Source organism: Blastococcus sp. TML/M2B, from assembly GCF_016612865.1.
Taxonomy (GTDB): Bacteria; Actinomycetota; Actinomycetes; order Mycobacteriales; family Geodermatophilaceae; genus Blastococcus.
Window position 1 is genome coordinate 1847307 of record NZ_JAENZZ010000002.1, and the last position, 17898, is coordinate 1865204.

At 75.0% G+C, this 17898-nt stretch carries 15 protein-coding genes and 1 pseudogene; 5 read left to right on the forward strand and 11 right to left on the reverse strand.

Features of this window, described 5'->3' with window-relative positions; all coding sequences use genetic code 11:
• Positions 1-15: 15 nt before the first annotated feature.
• Complete coding sequence (gene rsgA / locus JKP75_RS17510; RefSeq protein ID WP_200490020.1) at positions 16-1047, reverse strand: ribosome small subunit-dependent GTPase A; 1032 nt, start codon at positions 1045-1047, stop codon at positions 16-18.
• A 265-nt stretch (positions 1048-1312) separates the two neighbouring features.
• Between rsgA and JKP75_RS17515 the strand changes: the two genes are divergently transcribed.
• Positions 1313-2353 carry a glycerophosphodiester phosphodiesterase family protein gene (locus tag JKP75_RS17515; protein ID WP_200493312.1) on the forward strand — a complete coding sequence of 347 codons (1041 nt, stop codon included), beginning with the start codon at positions 1313-1315 and terminating at the stop codon, positions 2351-2353.
• 565 nt (positions 2354-2918) lie between these two features.
• Here JKP75_RS17515 and JKP75_RS17520 read toward each other — a convergent pair.
• The 3 genes from JKP75_RS17520 to JKP75_RS17530 form a co-directional block, all read right to left on the reverse strand.
• Positions 2919-4019 (reverse strand): hypothetical protein, encoded by a 1101-nt coding sequence (locus JKP75_RS17520; RefSeq protein WP_200493313.1) that lies wholly within the window; start codon positions 4017-4019, stop codon positions 2919-2921.
• A 230-nt stretch (positions 4020-4249) separates the two neighbouring features.
• Positions 4250-5818, reverse strand: a complete 1569-nt coding sequence (locus JKP75_RS17525; RefSeq protein ID WP_200490018.1) for a hypothetical protein — start codon at positions 5816-5818, stop codon at positions 4250-4252.
• Positions 5819-5966: 148 nt separating this feature from the next.
• Positions 5967-7256, reverse strand: a complete 1290-nt coding sequence (locus JKP75_RS17530; protein WP_200490017.1) for an adenylosuccinate synthase — start codon at positions 7254-7256, stop codon at positions 5967-5969.
• Positions 7257-7347: 91 nt separating this feature from the next.
• On the opposite strand from JKP75_RS17530, the gene JKP75_RS17535 reads away from it, so the two are divergent.
• From JKP75_RS17535 to JKP75_RS17545, 3 genes are read left to right on the forward strand one after another with little or no spacing between them, the layout of a single operon-like run.
• A complete protein-coding gene (locus tag JKP75_RS17535; protein ID WP_200490016.1) occupies positions 7348-7962 on the forward strand; it encodes a hypothetical protein in 615 nt (204 codons plus the stop codon).
• Between the two features lie 29 nt (positions 7963-7991).
• Complete coding sequence (locus tag JKP75_RS17540; RefSeq protein WP_309229949.1) at positions 7992-9101, forward strand: ABC transporter permease; 1110 nt, start codon at positions 7992-7994, stop codon at positions 9099-9101.
• Entirely contained in the window at positions 9098-9919 is an 822-nt protein-coding gene (locus JKP75_RS17545; protein WP_200490015.1) for an ATP-binding cassette domain-containing protein, read from the forward strand. Before JKP75_RS17540 ends, JKP75_RS17545 begins: the two co-directional genes overlap by 4 nt.
• A 128-nt stretch (positions 9920-10047) precedes the next feature.
• Here the strand turns inward: JKP75_RS17545 and JKP75_RS17550 are convergent, their stop codons facing one another.
• The 6 genes and pseudogenes from JKP75_RS17550 to pyrE all read right to left on the reverse strand — a co-directional run bounded on the left by JKP75_RS17550 (position 10048) and on the right by pyrE (position 15719).
• Positions 10048-10467 carry a DUF3151 domain-containing protein gene (locus tag JKP75_RS17550; protein WP_200493321.1) on the reverse strand — a complete coding sequence of 140 codons (420 nt, stop codon included), beginning with the start codon at positions 10465-10467 and terminating at the stop codon, positions 10048-10050.
• 2 nt (positions 10468-10469) lie between these two features.
• Positions 10470-11504 carry a class II fructose-bisphosphate aldolase gene (fbaA, locus tag JKP75_RS17555; RefSeq protein WP_200490014.1) on the reverse strand — a complete coding sequence of 345 codons (1035 nt, stop codon included), beginning with the start codon at positions 11502-11504 and terminating at the stop codon, positions 10470-10472.
• Positions 11468-12175 carry a pentapeptide repeat-containing protein gene (locus JKP75_RS17560; protein ID WP_309229950.1) on the reverse strand — a complete coding sequence of 236 codons (708 nt, stop codon included), beginning with the start codon at positions 12173-12175 and terminating at the stop codon, positions 11468-11470. The genes fbaA and JKP75_RS17560 overlap by 37 nt, the downstream gene beginning before the upstream one ends.
• A 3-nt stretch (positions 12176-12178) precedes the next feature.
• Positions 12179-13531 (reverse strand): FAD-dependent oxidoreductase, encoded by a 1353-nt coding sequence (locus JKP75_RS17565; RefSeq protein WP_200490012.1) that lies wholly within the window; start codon positions 13529-13531, stop codon positions 12179-12181.
• 12 nt (positions 13532-13543) lie between these two features.
• A pseudogene (locus JKP75_RS24775) lies at positions 13544-14966 on the reverse strand (FAD-binding oxidoreductase).
• Between the two features lie 198 nt (positions 14967-15164).
• Positions 15165-15719 carry an orotate phosphoribosyltransferase gene (pyrE, locus tag JKP75_RS17575; RefSeq protein ID WP_200490010.1) on the reverse strand — a complete coding sequence of 185 codons (555 nt, stop codon included), beginning with the start codon at positions 15717-15719 and terminating at the stop codon, positions 15165-15167.
• A gap of 33 nt (positions 15720-15752) precedes the next feature.
• On the opposite strand from pyrE, the gene JKP75_RS17580 reads away from it, so the two are divergent.
• Positions 15753-16217 (forward strand): TspO/MBR family protein, encoded by a 465-nt coding sequence (locus JKP75_RS17580; protein ID WP_200490009.1) that lies wholly within the window; start codon positions 15753-15755, stop codon positions 16215-16217.
• A 7-nt stretch (positions 16218-16224) separates the two neighbouring features.
• Here the strand turns inward: JKP75_RS17580 and JKP75_RS23080 are convergent, their stop codons facing one another.
• Complete coding sequence (locus tag JKP75_RS23080; protein WP_200490008.1) at positions 16225-17814, reverse strand: molybdopterin-dependent oxidoreductase; 1590 nt, start codon at positions 17812-17814, stop codon at positions 16225-16227.
• Between the last annotated feature and the right edge of the window lie 84 nt (positions 17815-17898).

Here is a 17898-nt window from a genome sequence, read left to right on the forward strand (position 1 = left end):
GCTACCGACGCCGCCTCACCGCGACCGGATCGGCTGGTCGCGCATCGAGCGGTGCAGCGCCCGCACCCGGGCACGCTCCTCGGCCCGCGCCCGCGCGTCGACCCGCAGCAGCTGGCGGTGCGCCTCGGCCCGGAGCTTGCGCCAGCCCGCGAACCGCGCCGGGTCGAGCCGCCCGTCGGCGATCGCCGCGGCCACCGCGCAGCCGGGCTCGGTGCGGTGCGCGCAGTCGCGGAAGCGGCACTCCGCGGCCAGCTCGGCCACGTCGGCGTAGGCCGCCGCCACGCCGTCGGCGTCGTCGTAGAGCCCCAGCTCGCGCATGCCGGGGGTGTCGACGAGCAGCCCCCCGCCGGGGAGGAGGTGCAGCTCGCGGGCGGTCGTCGTGTGCCGGCCCCGGCCGTCGTCGCGGATCTCCCTCGTGGCGGCCAGCTCCCGCCCGGCCAGCGCGTTCGCCAGGCTGGACTTCCCGACGCCGGACGGCCCGGCCATCGCCGCGGTGACGCCCGGGCCGAGCAGCGCGCCGAGGGCGTCGAGCCCCTCCCCCGTCAGCGCGCTCACCGCCAGGACGTCCACGCCGAGGGCGTCCTCGGACACCTCCGCGACCGCGGCCGCGACGTCGTCGCTCAGGTCGGCCTTGGTGAGGACGACGACCGGCGTCGCCCCGCTGCTCCAGGCGACCGCGAGGTAGCGCTCCACCCGGCGCAGCCGCGACGGGCCGGCCAGCGCGTCGACGACCAGCACGAGGTCGAGGTTCGCCGCCACCACCTGCGCGGCGGAGGTGCGGCCGGCCACCGTGCGGGTGAACGCGCTGCGGCGCGGCAGGACCGCGACGGCGAGGTCGTCGCGCAGCGCGACCCAGTCCCCCACGGCGGGACCGCCGAGGGCGGCGTCGGCGTACAGGCCCGAGCCGGGGTGCACGCGCCGCTCGCCGTCCGCGGTCAGGACGGCGAGCAGGCTCCGGTCGACGCGCGCCACGCGGCCGGGCGCCGTGCCGGCGGGCAGCTGCGCGGCGAGCTCCGCGCGCCAGCCCAGGGTCGGGAGGAGGGTCACGCCGGTCAGGGTGGGCGCGGGCCGGGCGCCGTGTCACCCGGATTTCCGGCCGCCCGACGCGGGGCGGCGTGGCATCCCTGCGCCGGGCGGTGCGGGTGGGACGACGACGCCGCGCGCGACTCGCGTCGCAACCGGATCGCAACGACGAGAGATGCGTCACTGGCCGCATGCACAACCGCAGGTCAACGCCCTGTGTGCGCGAGCGTGCGCAACACGTTGCGCGGAGTTCGCCTCCCGGCCACGTCGGTGCGATGGCATGGCAGCCATGCACGCGACCGAGTCGCTGGCCATGCCGCCCGTGACCCGCCTTCCCCGTCCCGCCGTGATCGGGCACCGTGGCGCCCCGTCGTACCGGCCCGAGCACACGACCGCCGGCTACGAGCTCGCGATCGACCAGGGTGCCGACCTCATCGAGCCCGACGTCGTGGTCAGCCGCGACGGCGTCCTCGTCGTCCGGCACGAGAGCGAGCTGTCGCTGTCGACCGACGTCGCCGACCACGCCGAGTTCGCCGACCGCCGCACCACCCGCGAGGTGCACGGCCGGCCGGTGACCGGCTGGTTCACCGAGGACTTCACCCTCGCCGAGCTGCGCACGCTGCGGGCCGTCGAGCGGATGCCCGCCCTCCGCCCGTTGAACACCGCCTTCGACGGCCGGTTCGGCATCCTCACCCTCGCCGAGGTGATCGAGCTGGCCCGCCGCCGCTCGACGCCGGAGCGCACCGTCCAGGTGCTCGTGGAGCTCAAGACGCTCACCTGGCCCGACGACGACGGGCCCTCGCTGGCCGAGCTGACCGCCGGCGAGCTGCGCCGGCTGGGCGTCGCGGACCCCGAGGGCCCGGTGCTCGTGCAGACCTTCGACCCCCGGCTCCTGCGGGAGCTCCGCACGCGGCTGGGCGAGCAGTGCCCGCGGCTGATCCAGCTGATCGCGGACCTCCCCGGCTTCGACCCGATGGTCACCCGCGCCGGCCTGCGCGAGATCTCCACCTACGCCCAGGGCATCGCGCCGAGCCGGGAGCGGATCCTCGCCGACGCCGGGACCACCGGCGGCGTCCGGTCCCCGCTGGTCGACGACGCGCACCGGGCCGCGCTGTCGGTCTTCTGCTGGACCCTGCGCGCCGAGAACGCCTTCCTGCCGGAGGAGCTGCGCCGCGGCAGCGAGCCCGGCGCCCTCGGCGATGCGTTCGCGGAGGCCCGGCAGCTGCTCGACCTCGGGCTCGACGGCCTGATCACCGATTCGCCCGACCACGCCGTCACCGCGCTGCGCACCCGCGCCCGGGTCCGCACCCGCCAGGCCGCCGTCGCCTGACGGCGCCGTCGCCAGGCACCACCGGATCGCGGCGACCGGGACGACGCGACGGCCGGGGGAGCGGGTGCTCCCCCGGCCGTCGCCGTTCCGCGCCGAGGATCAGCGCTGCGCGGTGCGCCTCCGGACGCCGAGGAGGACGGCCCCGCCGGCGGCCACGAGCGCGGCACCGACGCCCAGCCAGGGGGCGGCCTCGAAGCCGGTGTTCGCCAGCGCCGGCCCGGTGCCGGTCGCCGCGACCGGCTGGGCCGCCGCGCCGGCGGGAGCGGTCGGCGCGACCGGGATCTCCTCACCGGCGAGCGAGACGTAGCCGACGGTGCCGGCGGCGGTCACGGTGATCCAGGCGGTGCTGGACACCGCCGAGCCGTCGGGGGCGGTGCCGCTCAGGATGATCCGGTGCTTGCCCGGCTCCACGGACGCCGGCAGGTTGCTCAGGAGCCAGAAGTTGCCGGAGGAGTCGGTGACGCCGGTGGCCAGGGTGACCGGGGTCGAGTGCAGCTCGGCGATCCACGGGGAGTTCGGCTTCAGGCCGCCACCGGTCAGCTGGACCGGCGCCGACGCGACGGTGTCACCGGTGCCGAAGAGCGGCTCGACCTGGATGCCGGTGCCGGTGATCGTCGGCGTCGCGCGGATGTTGTCGACGTACAGGCGGGCTCCGGCGGCCCCGCCCCACGACTGGTCGTAGGTGCCGGCCACGAAGACGAAGCGGTAGGTGCCCGCGCGGGGGAGCTGCACGGAGACGGTCTGCCAGGGGCTCTCGTAGCCCGTCGCGTCGAGGACCTCGACCTGCTCGCAGGTGTTCACGTCCAGGACGTAGCCGAGGACGTGGTAGTCGTCGGACGTCGGCGGCCGCCGCCCAGTCGAGCGAGACGGTGCGCGCGCCCGCGGTGGTGAAGGGGTCGCTGACGGCGGCCGGGCCGTGGGCGACGTACCCATAGGCCGAGCCGTCCATGTCGCTGGAGAGCAGCAGCGCCTGGGACGTCGGGGTCAGGTCGCTCCCGTCCATGCCCCACGCGATCCCCTCGATGTCCTCGTCCTCCTCGGCCCCCGGGGCGACCAGCTGCGACGAGAACTCCGTATAGTTGAAGAAGTCCGCGCCGGGGACGTCGTCGGCGCGCTCGGTCGGGTCCGGCACCGAGAGGTACAGGGGGTGGACCGAGTCGTAGAAGCCGTTCGAGAAGTTCCCGTCCCCCACCGACGACCCGACGTCGCCGACGAGGACGGGCGCGCCCTCGATGAGCACGAAGAAGTCCGTGTACGTCCAGGTGTCGCCGTCCTCAGAGAACTCCACCGGGCCGTAGTGGAGCTGCAGCGCGCCGGGGGCGCCGGCGTCGGCCAGCAGGCCGTTCTCGTCGAGCCACACCGGGGTGCTGGTGCCGGGCAGGAAGACCTCGCCGTCCCCGCCGACCGGGACGGTGCCCAGCACCGGCTCGACGTCGTCGTACCCGCGCAGGGTGGTGTAGGTGCTCGTGTCCTTCGAGACGCATCCCCCGAGACTGGTGACACCCAGGTCGACCACCTGGTCGGCGAAGCTCCAGCCGGTCACGACGGTGTCGCCGGGGGCCCCGGTCTCGAAGTCGCCGTTGACGATGGCGCCTCCGGCGGCACCTGCCACGGACAGCGGGAGCGCGACGGACACGACCGCCGCCACCCCCAGCACGGCCGTCATGGACTGACGACGATTCACAGCGCACGCTCCTCTGCAGACGTGCACGGGGTGCGCACGAGAGAGCAGGAACGTAGAGCGACTACACGAGCACGGCCTGCAAGGACGCCGCGCTCTGTGAGTCGAGGGACGGATGTGCCGAGTGGTCCGCGCCGCCGATGGGACCATCCGGAGCCGGAACCGGGCCAGCCGGTGAGGTCGTGGACCACGACGTCCTCGAGGCCCGGGCCGGATCAGCGGGTTGCCGTGCGGCGCCGTGCCGCGACGAGGGCGAGGCCACCGGTCGCCACCAGGCCGGTGGCGAGCCCCAGCAGAGCCACGGGTTCGGCACCGGTGCGGGCCAGCGCCGGCCGGGCCCCGCGGGCTGCTGCGGCGTCTTGCGGAATCGTCCCGGTCGGGCCGGCCGGTGCAGCCGCGATCTCCTCACCGGCGAGCGAGACGTAGCCGACGGTGCCGGCGGCGGTCACGGTGATCCACGCGGTGCTGGACACGGGCGAGCCGTCGGGGGCGGTGCCGCTCAGGATGATCCGGTGCTTGCCCGGCTCCACGGACGCCGGCAGGTTGCTCAGGAGCCAGAAGTTGCCGGAGGAGTCGGTGACGCCGGTGGCCAGGGTCACCGGGGTCGAGTGCAGCTCGGCGATCCACGGGGAGTTCGGCTTCAGGCCGCCACCGGCCATCCGGACGGGCGCGCCGGCCACCCTGTCCCCCTGCCCGAACAACGGTTCCACGACGACGCCGCTACCGGTGATCGTCGGCACGACCCGGACGTCGTCGACGAGGAGCAGCGACGACGCGGAGCCACTCCAGTCGTGGTCGTACGCGCCCGCGACCACCACCACGCGGTAGGTGCCGCCGGGCGGCAGCGCCGCCGCGGCGCTCCGCCAGCCCGTGGTGCTCCCGGTGGAGTCGAGCAGTTCGTACTGGTGGCACGAGTCCACGTCGAGGGCGTAGGCCAGCACGTGGTGGTCCTGCACGCTGGACTCGCCGAACCCGCCCGTGCTGCTGGGAGCGGCCCAGTCCAGGGCGACGGAACGGCCGCTGCCGACGGTGAACGGGTCGCTGACCGCCGCCGGGCCGTGGACGACCACGCCCGGCTCCCAGGTCATGGCCCAGGTGGACAGCGCCAGCGCGCGGGACCGGGGCAGCGGGTCGATCGCGTACCAGGCGTCGGGGTCCTCGGTGCCGTCCACGACGGAGCCGAGGAGCTCGGGGTCGGCCCGGTAGAACCAGCCCTGGTCGACCGGCGGCACGTCGTCGGCGCGGAGCACCGGGTCGGGGATGCCGGCGTACCAGGGTTCGACGGCCTCCCAGAAGGTCCGGCCCGCCTCCCCCCAGGAACTCCGCCAGTCGACGGCGCCGTCCTCGCGGAGGTAGAAGTTGCGGTACGACGGCCCCTCACCGGCGAAGCCGTGGAACACCTGACGGGCACCGGGGGCGTCCGCGGTCGTGGGCTGCCCCGCCTCGTCGATCCAGACCGGCTGCCGTGTCTCCGGGTGCAGCAGCTCCTCGTCCGGTCCGACCGGCAGATCCCGTGGGAAGACCGGCTGCGCACTGCCGTCCCAGTCCCGGAGGCCGGCGTAGGAGCTGGTGTCCCGGGAGACGCAGCCGCCGAGCGTGGTGACGCCCAGGTCGACGAGACCGCTCGTGACCGTCCACCCGGTGATCTCGGTGGCACCGACCGGGTCGGCCTCGAGGTCGCCGTTGCCGAGCCCCCACGGAGCGGCGCCCGCGGCCGCCCACGGCAGCGCCACGGTCACCGCCGCGGCCACCCCCAGCACGGTGGTCAGACGGCGACGGATCACGGGGCGCTCCTCGGGCTCGCCGTGCACCCGGTGCGCACGTGCGGGAGCCGAACGCTAGAGCCGCACCAGCCCCCTGACCTGCACACGCACCCGAGGCGCGGGGCTCGTGGGACGCACGGGCCGGACGAGGCGGCGGGACCCCGCGGCCTCAGCCGATGAGGTCGTGGATCACGACGTTCTCGTCGCGGCCGGGGCCGACGCCGATGACGCTGATCCGCGCGCCGGAGAGCTCCTCGAGCCGCCGCACGTAGGCCTGCGCGTTCGCGGGCAGCTCGTCGAAGGTCCGGCAGTGCCGGATGTCCTCGAACCAGCCGGGCATCTCCTCGTAGACCGGCTTCGCGTGGTGGAAGTCGGTCTGCGTCATCGGCATCTCGTCGTGCCGGACGCCGTCGACCTCGTAGGCGACGCAGATCGGCACCGTCTCCAGGCCCGACAGCACGTCGAGCTTGGTGAGGAAGTAGTCGGTGATGCCGTTCACCCGGCTGGCGTACCGGGCGACGACGGCGTCGAACCAGCCGCAGCGCCGGTCGCGACCGGTCGTGACGCCGACCTCGCCGCCCTGCTTGCGCAGGTACTCGCCCCACTGGTCGAACAGCTCGGTGGGGAAGGGGCCGGAGCCCACGCGGGTCGTGTAGGCCTTGAGGATGCCGACCACCCGGTCGATCCGGGTGGGGCCGATCCCCGCGCCCACCGCCGCGCCGCCCGCCGTCGGGTTGGACGACGTGACGAAGGGATAGGTGCCGTGGTCGACGTCGAGCAGCGTGCCCTGCGAACCCTCGAGCAGCACCCACTCGCCGGCGTCCAGGGCCGTGCCCAGCATCAGCCGGGTGTCGGCGATCCGGTGCTTGAGCTGCTCGGCGTAGCCGGCGTACTCCTCCACGACCTCGTCGACGTCGATGGCCTTGCGGTTGTAGACCTTGACCAGGATCTGGTTCTTCTCCTGCAGCGTGCCCTCGAGCTTCTGCCGCAGGATCGAGAGGTCCAGCAGGTCCTGGACGCGGATGCCGGTGCGGGCCACCTTGTCGCCGTAGGCGGGGCCGATGCCGCGGCCGGTGGTGCCGATCTTGCGCTTGCCCAGGAACCGCTCGGTGACTTTGTCGAGGGCCCGGTGGTGCGGCATGATCAGGTGCGCGTCCGAGGAGATGGTGAGGCGCGAGGTGTCCACGCCCCGCTCCTCGAGGCCGGCCAGCTCGCCGATGAGCACCTCGGGGTCGATGACCACCCCGTTGCCGATGACCGGCGTGCAGCCCGGCGTGAGGATCCCCGACGGGATCAGGTGCAGCGCGTACTTCTCGCCGTCCGGGGTGATCACCGTGTGGCCGGCGTTGTTGCCGCCCTGGTAGCGGACGACGTAGGGGACGCGCCCACCGAGCAGGTCGGTGGCCTTGCCCTTGCCCTCGTCGCCCCACTGGGCGCCGATCAGCACGACAGCGGGCATCGGGGCAGGTTCTCCTTCGTGCGTCGGGTGGGGCGCGGGCCGGTCGCCGGGCGTCCGGCGCGCGCCACCTGTCGGATGGCAGGGTATCCGCATGGCTTCGGTCGAGCTGGATCTGCGGCGTCTGGCCGCCGGGGAGGCCCCGCGCGCGGCGTCGGTCGCCGGCGCCGCGGAGGCGGACTCCGTGCTGGTCCGCGGCCCGGTCGCCGGGCTGTCCGCCGTCCTCGCGGTGCTGCTCAAGGCCGGGCGGACGGCGGAGGTCCCGGTGTCCTGGGAGCCCGCCGCCGACAAGGACTCCGCCGGCCTCGCGCGCGACCTCGGCATCGGCAGCGGCGGCCCGCGCGCGCTCACCCTGGTCCGCGACGACCACGGCGGCGTGCTGCTGCACCACGGGCGGATCGAGGCCGACGGGGACGGCCGCCGCTCGCTGAGCCGGCGGTTCGGCCTGCAGGCGCACCACGACGACATCCGCGTCGCCGACGGCGAGATCACCCGCATCGACGTGCGCCCGGACTGGACGGCGGTGGACACCCTCGCCGTCACCGTCATGACCCTCCCGCTGCGCCCCACGCGCCGGACCAGCGGCCGGGCGCTCCAGGTGGCCTCGGACCCGGCGCGGATCGTGCGCGACGGCGTCCGGTACCCCCGCGCCGTGCAGCGCTGGACCTGGTTCGCCGACGACCGGGTGCGCTGGCTGCTGCACCCCTGACGGGCGGGCGCACCACCCTGGGGGACACTGTGCGGCACGCTCGTCGAGGAGGCTCCGCTGCCGTCGTCCCCCCGCCCCGCCGGCTGCCGCCGGTGATGGCCGGCCGCCTGCCCGCGCCCGGGGCCGCCCGGGGCCGCTGGGTGCTCGAGCGCGCGGTGGCCCGGCCGAGCCTGCCGGCCCTGGTCGCGCTCGGCCTGGTCCTGGTGCTCTTCGCGCTGCAGGCGCACGAGCTGCTCAGCGCCCGCGGTCTCGCCGGCGTCCTCGACGTCGCCGCGACGCTCGGCATCGGGGGCGTCGCCGTCGCGCTGCTGCTCATCGCCGGCCAGTTCGACCTGTCGGTGGGGGTGCTCGCCATCTCCAGCGCCGCCGGCACGGCCCTGCTCGTGGAGCACGCCGGCTGGGGCATCTGGCCGGCGCTGCTCGCCTCGCTGGCCGGGGCCCTGCTGGTCGGCGTCGTCAACGGGGTGCTGGTGGTCAACACCGGGCTGCCGAGCTTCCTGGTCACGCTCGCGACGTTCCTCGTCCTCCAGGGGACGACGCTGGCCGGCGTGCGGGCCATCGCCGGCTCCGGCCGGATCGCCGGCCTGTCGGACGCCCCCGGCTGGTCGTCGGCCGAGGCCCTGTTCGGCGCCACCGCGCAGCTGGGCGACGGCCGGTTCCGCGTCTCGCTGCTGTGGTGGCTCGGCGTCACCGCGGTGGCCACCTGGGTGCTGTGGCGGACCAAGTTCGGCAACGCCGTCTTCGCCAGCGGTGGGGCCAGGACGGCCGCGCGCGAGCTCGGGGTACCGGTCCGCCGCACGACGGTCGCGCTGTTCTGCCTGAGCGCCACCGCCGGCTGGCTGATCGGCACGCTGGGCCTGGTCCGCTTCGGCAGCGTGCAGGTCGGCACCGCCGGGCTCGGCAGCAGCATCGACTTCATCGTGGTCGCCGTCCTGGGCGGCTGCCTGCTCGCCGGCGGCTACGGCTCGGCGCTGGGCGCCTCCATCGGCGCGCTGCTCTACGCCGTCACCCGGCAGGGGATCACGCTGGCCGGCTGGGACCCGCCGTGGTTCCAGGCCCTGCTCGGCGTCCTGCTGGTGGTCGCCCTGGTCGCCAACGCGGTGGTCGGCCACCGGCTCAAGGGGGTGCCGCGCTCGTGACCGAGGAGCTCCCCGCCGACGACGGCGCCCGCGGGCTGGCCCTGCGCCGGGTGACCGTGCGGCACGGCGCCGTGCCGGCGCTCTCCCGCGTGAGCACGACCTTCCCCGCGGGGCAGATCAGCTGCGTGCTGGGCGAGAACGGCTCGGGCAAGTCGACGCTGGTGGCGCTGCTGTCCGGGCTGTGCCGGCACGACGAGGGCGAGCTGCTCGTGGACGGGACGGCGGTCCGGTTCCGCTCCCCCCGAGCGGCACGCGGGGCGGGCATCGCGACGGTCTGGGAGGACCTCGCCGTCGCCCCGCTGCTGTCGGTGTGGCGGAACTTCTTCCTCGGCGCCGAGCCGACCCGCGGGGTGTGGCCGCTGCGCCGGCTGGACCTGGACGCGGCGCGGGAGACGACCGTCCGGGCCATGGCCCGGGTCGGGATCGCCGACCTGGACCCCGACCAGCCGGCCAGCCGGCTGCAGGCCGGCGAGCGGCAGAGCCTGGCGGTGGCGCGGGCGGTGCACTTCGGCGCCCGCGCGCTGGTGATCGACGAACCGACGACGCCGGTGACCGTGGCCCGTCAGACCCTGTTCGGGCAGACGATCCTCGACGCCCGGTCGCAGGGCCTCGCCGTCGTCGTCATCACGAACAACCCCCGGTACGCCCACCTCCTGGGCGACCGGTTCCTGCTGCTGGCCGGCGGTCAGGTCGCCGGCGAACTCACGCGGGAGGACGTCGACGCCGACGGGCTCACCGCGCTCATGGCCGGCGGCGACCAGCTGGCCGTGCTGACCGCCGCGCTCACCGAGCTCCACCCGGAGCTCGGCGAGCGGTAGCGCTGAGCGAGCGGGAGCCCGCCGGAGGCACGCCGCCGGGACGCGGGGCCGGAGGCTCCCGACCCGGTGGCGTGGACTCGCTCAGCTCGGCAGGGGTACGGCACGTGGCCGCGGTGTGATCCGCAGGATCACGCGAAGTGCACAGCGTCGCAGTCGCGCAGCAGCTGGACGCAGCGCTCCTGCTCGTCGTGCTCCCCGATCGCGCCCGCGGCCGCGGCCAGCACCGTGACGCAGCGCAGGAACCCGCGGTTGGGCTCGTGCGCCCACGGCACCGGGCCGAAGCCCTTCCAGCCGTTGCGGCGCAGCGCGTCCAGCCCGCGGTGGTAGCCGGTGCGCGCGTAGGCGTAGGCCTCGATGGTGTCGGGCAGCTGCCGCTCGGTCCGGTTCAGCGCCTCCTCGGCCAGCGCGGCCCAGGCCGCGCTCACCGTGGGGTGGTGGGCGGCCACCTCGGCCGCCGGGGTGCCGGCCGCGAGCTCGCCGTCGGCCTCCGGGTTGGCGGGGAGCAGCGTCGGGTCGGGCTCACCGAGCAGGTTGTGCGAGTGCGTCATGATCAGGCGCCCTGCGACTGACCGGCCGACAGCAGGTGCTCGCACGCCTCGACGACGCGCGCGGCCATGCCGGCCTCGGCGGCCTTGAGGTAGCTGCGCGGGTCGTAGGCCTTCTTGTCGCCGACCTCGCCGTCGATCTTCAGCACGCCGTCGTACTTGCTGAACATGTGCGCGGCCACCGGGCGGGTGAAGGCGTACTGGGTGTCGGTGTCGACGTTCATCTTCACGACGCCGTAGGAGATCGCCTCGCGGATCTCGGACTCCGCGGAGCCCGAGCCACCGTGGAAGACCAGGTTGAACGGCTTGGCGCCTTCGCCGAGGCCGAACTCGTCGGCGACGACGTCCTGCCCCTGCTTGAGGATCTCGGGCCGCAGCTTCACGTTGCCGGGCTTGTAGACGCCGTGCACGTTGCCGAAGGTGGCGGCGAGCAGGTAGACGCCGCGCTCCCCCAGGCCGAGCTTCTGCGCGGTGCGCAGGAAGTCGCCGTCGGCGGTGTAGAGCTTCTCGTTGATCTCGGCGACGACGCCGTCCTCCTCGCCGCCGACGATGCCGATCTCCAGCTCGAGGACCAGCTTGGCCGCGGCGGAGGCCTCCATGAGCTCCTCGGCGATGTCGAGGTTCTCGCCGAGCTCGATGGCCGAGCCGTCCCACATGTGCGACTGGAACAGCGGCTCCTGGCCGGCGTCGACGCGGTCCTTGGACAGCGCGATGAGCGGGCGGACGTAGCCGTCCAGCTTGTCCTTGGGGCAGTGGTCGGTGTGCAGCGCGACGTTGACCGGGTACTTCTCGGCGACGACGTGCGCGAACTCGGCCAGGGCGACCGCCCCGGTGACCATGTCCTTTACCTTCGTGCCCGAGCCGAACTCGGCGCCGCCGGTCGAGAACTGGATGATGCCGTCGCTGCCGGCGTCCGCGAAGCCGCGCAGGGCCGCGTTGATCGTCTCCGAGGAGGTGCAGTTGATCGCCGGGTAGGCGAACCCGCCCTCCTTGGCCCGACTGATCATGTCGGCGTAGACCTCGGGGGTCGCGATGGGCATGCGGGGCGCTCCTGTCGTCGGCGATCTGCACTGATCGGCGCCCAGTATCCCGCCGACCCGGCTAGTCCGGGGGATCGGGGGCGACGACCAACCCCAGGGTGGTGACGAGCTCGACCGCCTGGGTGACGTCGATCCGGGCCCCGGCCAGCTCGGCGTCCCGCGGGTCGAGGGCGCTCAGGTCGCTGCACGCGCAGGTCCGCGCCGCGCAGGTCGATCCCCGAGAGCTCGGCGGCGGAGAGGTCCAGCCCCCGGAGCGTCGCTCCCGCGGCGCGCGCCCCGGTGAGGTCGGCCTCGCGCATGCGGGTGCCCGCGACCGTGACCCGGGAGAGGTCGGCGCCGGGCATCAGGACGAACGACCAGTCCCCGCCGTCGACGTCCAGCAGGTCGAAGGTGCACCGCGAGAACCGGCTGCCGACGACCTTGCAGGCGGTGAACCGCGCCTGGGAGAACGAGCACCCCGTGAACGAGCAGTTCAGGAAGGCGGCGTCGGTGAAGGTGGCGGCGGTGAACCGGCAGTCGACGAAGACGCAGTCGGTGAAGACGACGCCCTCGCCGGTGGCCTCGGTCAGGTCGACCGCGGCGAACCGCACCGCGGTGTGCTCCCGGCCGGAGAGGTCCTCCCCGTACCAGTCCACGTCGCGGATCTCGGACTCCGGCTGCGCTCCGGACACGGCTCAGCCCGTCTCGATCCGGCTGGCGACGCGGGCGGCGACGATCACCGGGTCGTACGTGGGCGAGAGCGGCGGGGCGTAGGAGAGGTCCGAGCCGGCCAGCTCCTCGGCGGTCATCCCTGCCCAGATGGCGGTGGCCAGCGTGTCGATCCGCTTGCCGCTGCCCGGCCCGCCGACGATCTGCGCGCCCAGCAGCAGCCCCGACCCGCGCTCGGTGATGATCTTGACCGCGATCGGCTCGGCGCCGGGGTAGTAGCCCGCCCGCGTCGTCGCCTCGATCGTCTCGGTGCGGTGGTCGAAGCCGGCCTCCTCCGCCTGAGTGGTGCACAGGCCGGTGCGGGCCACCTCCAGGTCGCCCACCTTCGTCGCCGCCGTCCCGAGGACGCCGGCGAAGCGCGCCGCCCGCCCGCCGACCACCGAGCCCGCGACCCGCCCCTGCTTGTTGGCGTGGGTGCCCAGCGCGACGTGGATCGCCTCGCCGGTGAGCCGGTGGAAGGTCTGCGCGCAGTCGCCGGCGGCGAGCACCTCGGGGTGCGAGCGGCTGCGCTGGGTGTGCGCGACGTCGATGCCGCCGGTGACGCCGATCGCCAGGCCCGCCTCGCGCGCGAGCGACGCCTCCGGGCCCATGCCCAGCCCGAGGACGACGAGGTCGGCGTCGTAGCTGCCGACGTCGGTGCGCACCGCGCGCGCCTGGCCGTCGGGGCCGACCTCGATCTCGCGCACCGGCTGGTTGCTCTGCACGTCGATGCCCATCGCGGTCATGGCCGCGCAGATCCGCTCGCCCATGTCGTCGTCGAGCTGCGCCATCGGCAGCGGATCGGCGAGGACGACGGTCACCGACAGCCCGCGGGCCAGCAGCACCTCGGCCATCTCCAGCCCGATGTAGCCGCCGCCGAGGACGACGGCCCGCCTCGCGCCGGCGCCGATCGCGGCCCGGATCTCGGCGCCGTCGGCCAGCCGGTGCACGCCGAAGACGCCGTCGGCGTCCAGCCCGGGCACCGGGGGGCGGGACGGTCGGCCTCCGGTGGCCACCAGCAGGTTGTCGTAGCCGTAGGTCTGGCCGTCGGAGGCGCGCACCTTGCCGGCGTCGAGGTCGATCTCCTCGGCGCGGACGTGCGTGCGCACCGCGATGCCGTCGGCCTCGAACTGCGCCGACGTGCGGGCGATGAGCGCGTCCCGGTCGGGCACCTGCCCACCGATCCAGTAGGGGATGCCGCAGGCGGAGTAGGAGACGTCCGGGCCCTGCTCGAGGACCACGATGTCCAGGTCCGACGCGGGTCGCAGCCGGCGCGCCTGCGCGGCCGCCGACATCCCCGCGGCGTCCCCGCCGATGACGACCAGCCGATCGGTGCTCACCGCCACAGCGTGTCACCTCCCGCCGACGTCCGGCGTCCCGGACCCGTCGCCTCCCCTCACCCCGGAGCCGGCCCGCAGCCGAACCGCCGGGAGCGGCTCAGCGGCCGGTGAGCTCCTGCACCGCGGCCAGGTCGCGCACGCCCGCGCGGCGGATGACCTTGGGCCCGGGTTGAGCAGGCCGTCGGGGTCGAGGGCGTCCTTGATGGCGCGGTGCACGTCGAGGGCGACGGGGCCGATCTCGCGCTCCAGCCAGTCGACCTTGATCGCGCCGACGCCGTGCTCGCCCGTGATCGTGCCGCCCATGGAGAGGCCCAGCTCGAGGATGTCGTCGAAGGCGGCGTAGGCGCGGTCCCGCTCGTCGGCGTCGGCCGCGTCGAAGGAGATGCAGGGGTGCATGTTGCCGTCGCCGGCGTGCCCGGTGACGCCGATGACCACCGCGCGCTCGCGGGCGATGGCGTCGCAGCCGTCGAGGAAGCTGGCGATCCGCGAGCGGGGCACGGCGACGTCGTCGACGAGCATGCCGCTGCGCAGCGCGGCCAGGGCCGGGAGCGCCATGCGGCGGGCCTGCAGCAGCAGGTCGCCCTCGGCGGGGTCGTCGGTGCTGTGCACGAAGTCAGCGCCCGCCTCGCGGCAGATCTGCGCCAGCGCCTCGATCTCGGCGGTCCGCGGCCTCTCCCCCGGCGTCGGACTGCGCCACGAGCAGCGAGTGGGCGCCCCGGTCCAGCTCGGCCCGGAGCAGGTCGTCGACGGCGACGATGCAGGTGTTGTCCATGACCTCCAGCAGGCTCGGGACCAGCCCGCTGGTCACCACGCGCTCGACGACCTGGCCGGTCTGCGCCGTCGTCCCGAACGAGGCGGCCAGCGTGACCGGGCGGTGCGGTGCCGGGCGCAGCGCCAGCGTCGCCTCGGTGATGACGCCGAGCGTGCCCTCCGAGCCGACGAACAGCCGCGCCAGGTCGTAGCCCGCGACGCCCTTGACCGTGCGCCGCCCGGTGCGCAGCACCCGCCCGTCGGCCAGGACCACCTCGAGGCCCAGGACGTAGTCGGTGGTGACGCCGTACTTCACGCAGCAGAGGCCACCGGAGTTGGTGGAGAGGTTGCCGCCGATCGTGCACCAGTCGTAGCTGGAGGGGTCCGGTGGGTAGAACAGCCCGTGCCCGGCGACGGCGTCGCGCAGCGTCTTGTTGACGACGCCGGGCTGCACGACCGCGAGCCGGTCCTCCGGCGACACCTCGAGGACGGCGTCCATGCGGTTCATGACCAGCGTGATCGCGCCGTCGACGGCGTTGCTGGCGCCGGCCAGACCGGAGCCGGCGCCCCGCGGCACGACCGGGATCCCGTGCCGGGTCGCGACCTGCATCACCGCGACGACGTCCGCGGTGGTCCGCGGCAGGACGACGGCGGCGGGCGTGCCCGCGGGCGCCATCATCGCCATGTCGCGGGCGTACCCGGCGGTGACGTCGGGGTCGGTGAGGACGCCGTCGGCACCGAGCGCGTCCTGGAGGTCGGCGAGCCAGGCAGTGGTCACGGTCACACCGTAGGCCGTCCTCCCTCAGCTCCCGGCGTCCTCCCTCGTGGTGCGCGGTGAGGGAGGAAGCGCTGGGATCAGGTCACCTGATCCCAGCGCGGGAGCTCAGGCCAGGCCGAGGTCGGAGAGCTCGAAGGCTGCGCGGTACTCGAAGCCGGCCGCCTCGACGGCCGCGCGGGCGCCGCGGTCGACGATCACCGCGACGCCGATGACCTCGGCACCGGCCTCCTGCAGCGCCTCGGCGGCGGTGAGCGGGCTGCCGCCGGTGGTGGAGACGTCCTCGACGACGAGGACGGCGCGGCCCTCCACCTCGGGGCCCTCGATCCGGCGCTGCAAGCCGTGCGCCTTGCCCGCCTTGCGGACGACGCAGGCGTCCAGGAAGCCCTCGCCGGCGGCCGCGGCGTGCAGCATCGCCGTCGCCACCGGGTCCGCGCCGAGGGTCAGCCCGCCGACGACGTCGTAGCGCAGGTCGCCGGTCAGCTGCCGCATCACGCGGCCCACCAGCGGGGCGCCCTCGTGGTGCAGCGTGAGCCGGCGCATGTCGATGTACCAGTCGGCCTCGCGCCCCGAGGAGAGCGTCACCTTCCCGTGCACCACCGCGAGGTCGACGATGAGCTCGAGCAGCCGGTCGCGGTCGGGGATCGTGGGGGCAGCCGTCATGCGCTCGACCCTAGCCAGGGCCAGGATCGGTGCATGTCGACGTCGCGCACCCGCCTGGGCGCCCTGGCCGGGCCGCTCGCCGCCGCCGTCGTGGGCGGCGCGGCCACCGATCCCGGCAGCGCCTGGTTCCGGAGCCTGGACAAGCCCTCCTGGTACCCGCCACCGCAGGCCTTCGGCATCGTCTGGACCGGCCTCTACGCGGCGCTGGGCTGGGCCGCCGGCGAGGTGCGCGCCTCGGCCGGGCCCGAGAGCCGCCGGTCGTTCGACCGCGCCCACCGGGTCAACCTGGCGCTCAACGCCGCCTGGACGCCGGTGTTCTTCCGCGCGCACCGGCCGTGGCTGGCCGCGGCGGAGAGCGCCGCCCTCACCGTCTCCACCGTCGACCTCGCGCGGCGGGCCGGCCGGGTCCGCCCCGCGGCCGGCGCGGCGCTGCTGCCCTACGCCGCGTGGACCGCCTTCGCGACGGCGCTGACCGCGGCCATCGCGCGCCGCAACTGAGCGCCGCTCAGCCGGCGAGCACCTCGACGGAGTGCCAGCCGCTCGCTCCGGCCGGGAACGGGGCGGCGCGCTCGTCGGTCTGCACCTCGCCGTCGGTGCTCGTGGCCCGGACCGTGACCACGTGCCGCCCGGGCGCGAAGTCGTGCACCAGCACCCACTGCCGCCAGACGTCGGCGTCCAGCGCCGGGGAGAGCCGCGCCTCCACCCAGTCCCCGTCATCCACGCGGACCTCGACGCGGGCGATGCCGCGGGTCTGCGCCCACGCGACACCGGCGACCGCGCGGGGGCCGGCCGGGAACTCGCGCAGCATCTCAGGGGTGTCGATGCGCGAGGCGATCGTGATCGGCCCCTCGACCGCCCAGTCCCGCTTCACCCAGAAGGCGTCGACGGCGTCGAACGTCGTCGCCTCGATGCGGGTCAGCCACTTGCAGGCCGACACGTAGCCGTAGAGGCCGGGGATGACCATCCGCACCGGGAAGCCGTGGACGACGGGCAGCGGCTCGCCGTTCATCCCGAAGGCCAGCATCGCGTCCTCGACCTCGAGGGCGCTGCGCGTGGGGGTGCCGATGGTCATGCCGTCCTGGGAGCGGCACAGCAGCTGGTCGCTGGCGGGGCGGATGCCGTTCTCCCGCAGCAGCGCGGCCAGCGGGACGCCGAGCCAGCGGGCGCTGCCCGCGAGCGCGCCGCCGACCTCGTTGGAGACGCAGGTGAGCGTGATGTCGCGCTCGATGACGTCGGGCCGGCCGAGCAGGTCGTCGAGGGTGTAGCTGCGCGGCGCGTCGAACATCCCGGTCATCTCCAGCCGGTAGTCGGCCGGCCGGATGCGCGGGGCGACGAGCGCGGTGTCGATCCGGTAGAAGGCGCCGTTGCGGGTGACCAGCGGGGTGAGGCCCTCCACCTCGGCGGCGAGGTCGGCACCGGCGGGCAGCGGCGGGGCCGGCGAGGCGGGTACGGGCAGTTCCACGCCGGCGCGCAGGCTGGTGACCTCGGTGCGCCGCTGGAGCAGCCGGCCACCGCCCCCGGCGACGGCCGCGGCGCCCACGGCGACCGCACCGGTGACGACGAACCGGCGGCGGTCCAGCGCCCCGCCGTCCGGGTCGCCGTCCACCACCGCGCGGGACCGCCCCAGCGGGGCGAGCAGCGCCAGCAGCACGAGCACCCCGGCCACCGCGGCGGCGAGGGAGGGCAGCGCGTCCACGGCCTCGCCGGCCGGCCGGGTGACCGCGGCCAGCGCCCCGACCGCGCCGAGGACCAGGACGCCGAGGACGCCGAGCCGCCGGTCCCGCAGGCCCAGCACGCCCACGAGCAGCGCGTACGCACCCACGAGCAGCAGCGTCCCGACGACCAGGGCCACCTTGTCGGCCCGGCCGAACGTCTCGATGGCGAACGCCGTGACCGGCTCGGGCGTCAGCGCGATGACCGCGTCGCCGACGGCCACCACCGGCGACGACGCCGGCCCGACGAGGCCCGCGACCAGCTCCCCGGCGCCGAGCGCGACGAGCGCGGCGAGCAGGCCGGCGAGCGCGGCCAGGGGCGCCCGCCCGCGGGGCCGGTCCGGGCTCGCGAGGGGGTCCGGGATGGGCAGCGTCGTCGTCACACCCGTTGTTCGGGCCGGACGCCGATCGGGATGCATGCGGCGCATCATCGTCCGCCGCCCGACCGGGTGGATCTCCCCGGCCGG

Bases quoted from the DNA above. Each gene is read 5' to 3' on its own strand.
- JKP75_RS17535 (WP_200490016.1), top strand. From the start codon at position 7,348: ATGGCTTCGGTCGAGCTGGATCTGCGGCGTCTGGCCGCCGGGGAGGCC.
- JKP75_RS17580 (WP_200490009.1), top strand. From the start codon at position 15,753: ATGTCGACGTCGCGCACCCGCCTGGGCGCCCTGGCCGGGCCGCTCGCC.
- fbaA (WP_200490014.1), bottom strand. From the start codon at position 11,504: ATGCCCATCGCGACCCCCGAGGTCTACGCCGACATGATCAGTCGGGCC.
- JKP75_RS17515 (WP_200493312.1), top strand. From the start codon at position 1,313: ATGCACGCGACCGAGTCGCTGGCCATGCCGCCCGTGACCCGCCTTCCC.
- JKP75_RS17530 (WP_200490017.1), bottom strand. From the start codon at position 7,256: ATGCCCGCTGTCGTGCTGATCGGCGCCCAGTGGGGCGACGAGGGCAAG.
- JKP75_RS17520 (WP_200493313.1), bottom strand. From the start codon at position 4,019: ATGACGGCCGTGCTGGGGGTGGCGGCGGTCGTGTCCGTCGCGCTCCCG.
- JKP75_RS17550 (WP_200493321.1), bottom strand. From the start codon at position 10,467: ATGACGCACTCGCACAACCTGCTCGGTGAGCCCGACCCGACGCTGCTC.
- pyrE (WP_200490010.1), bottom strand. From the start codon at position 15,719: ATGACGGCTGCCCCCACGATCCCCGACCGCGACCGGCTGCTCGAGCTC.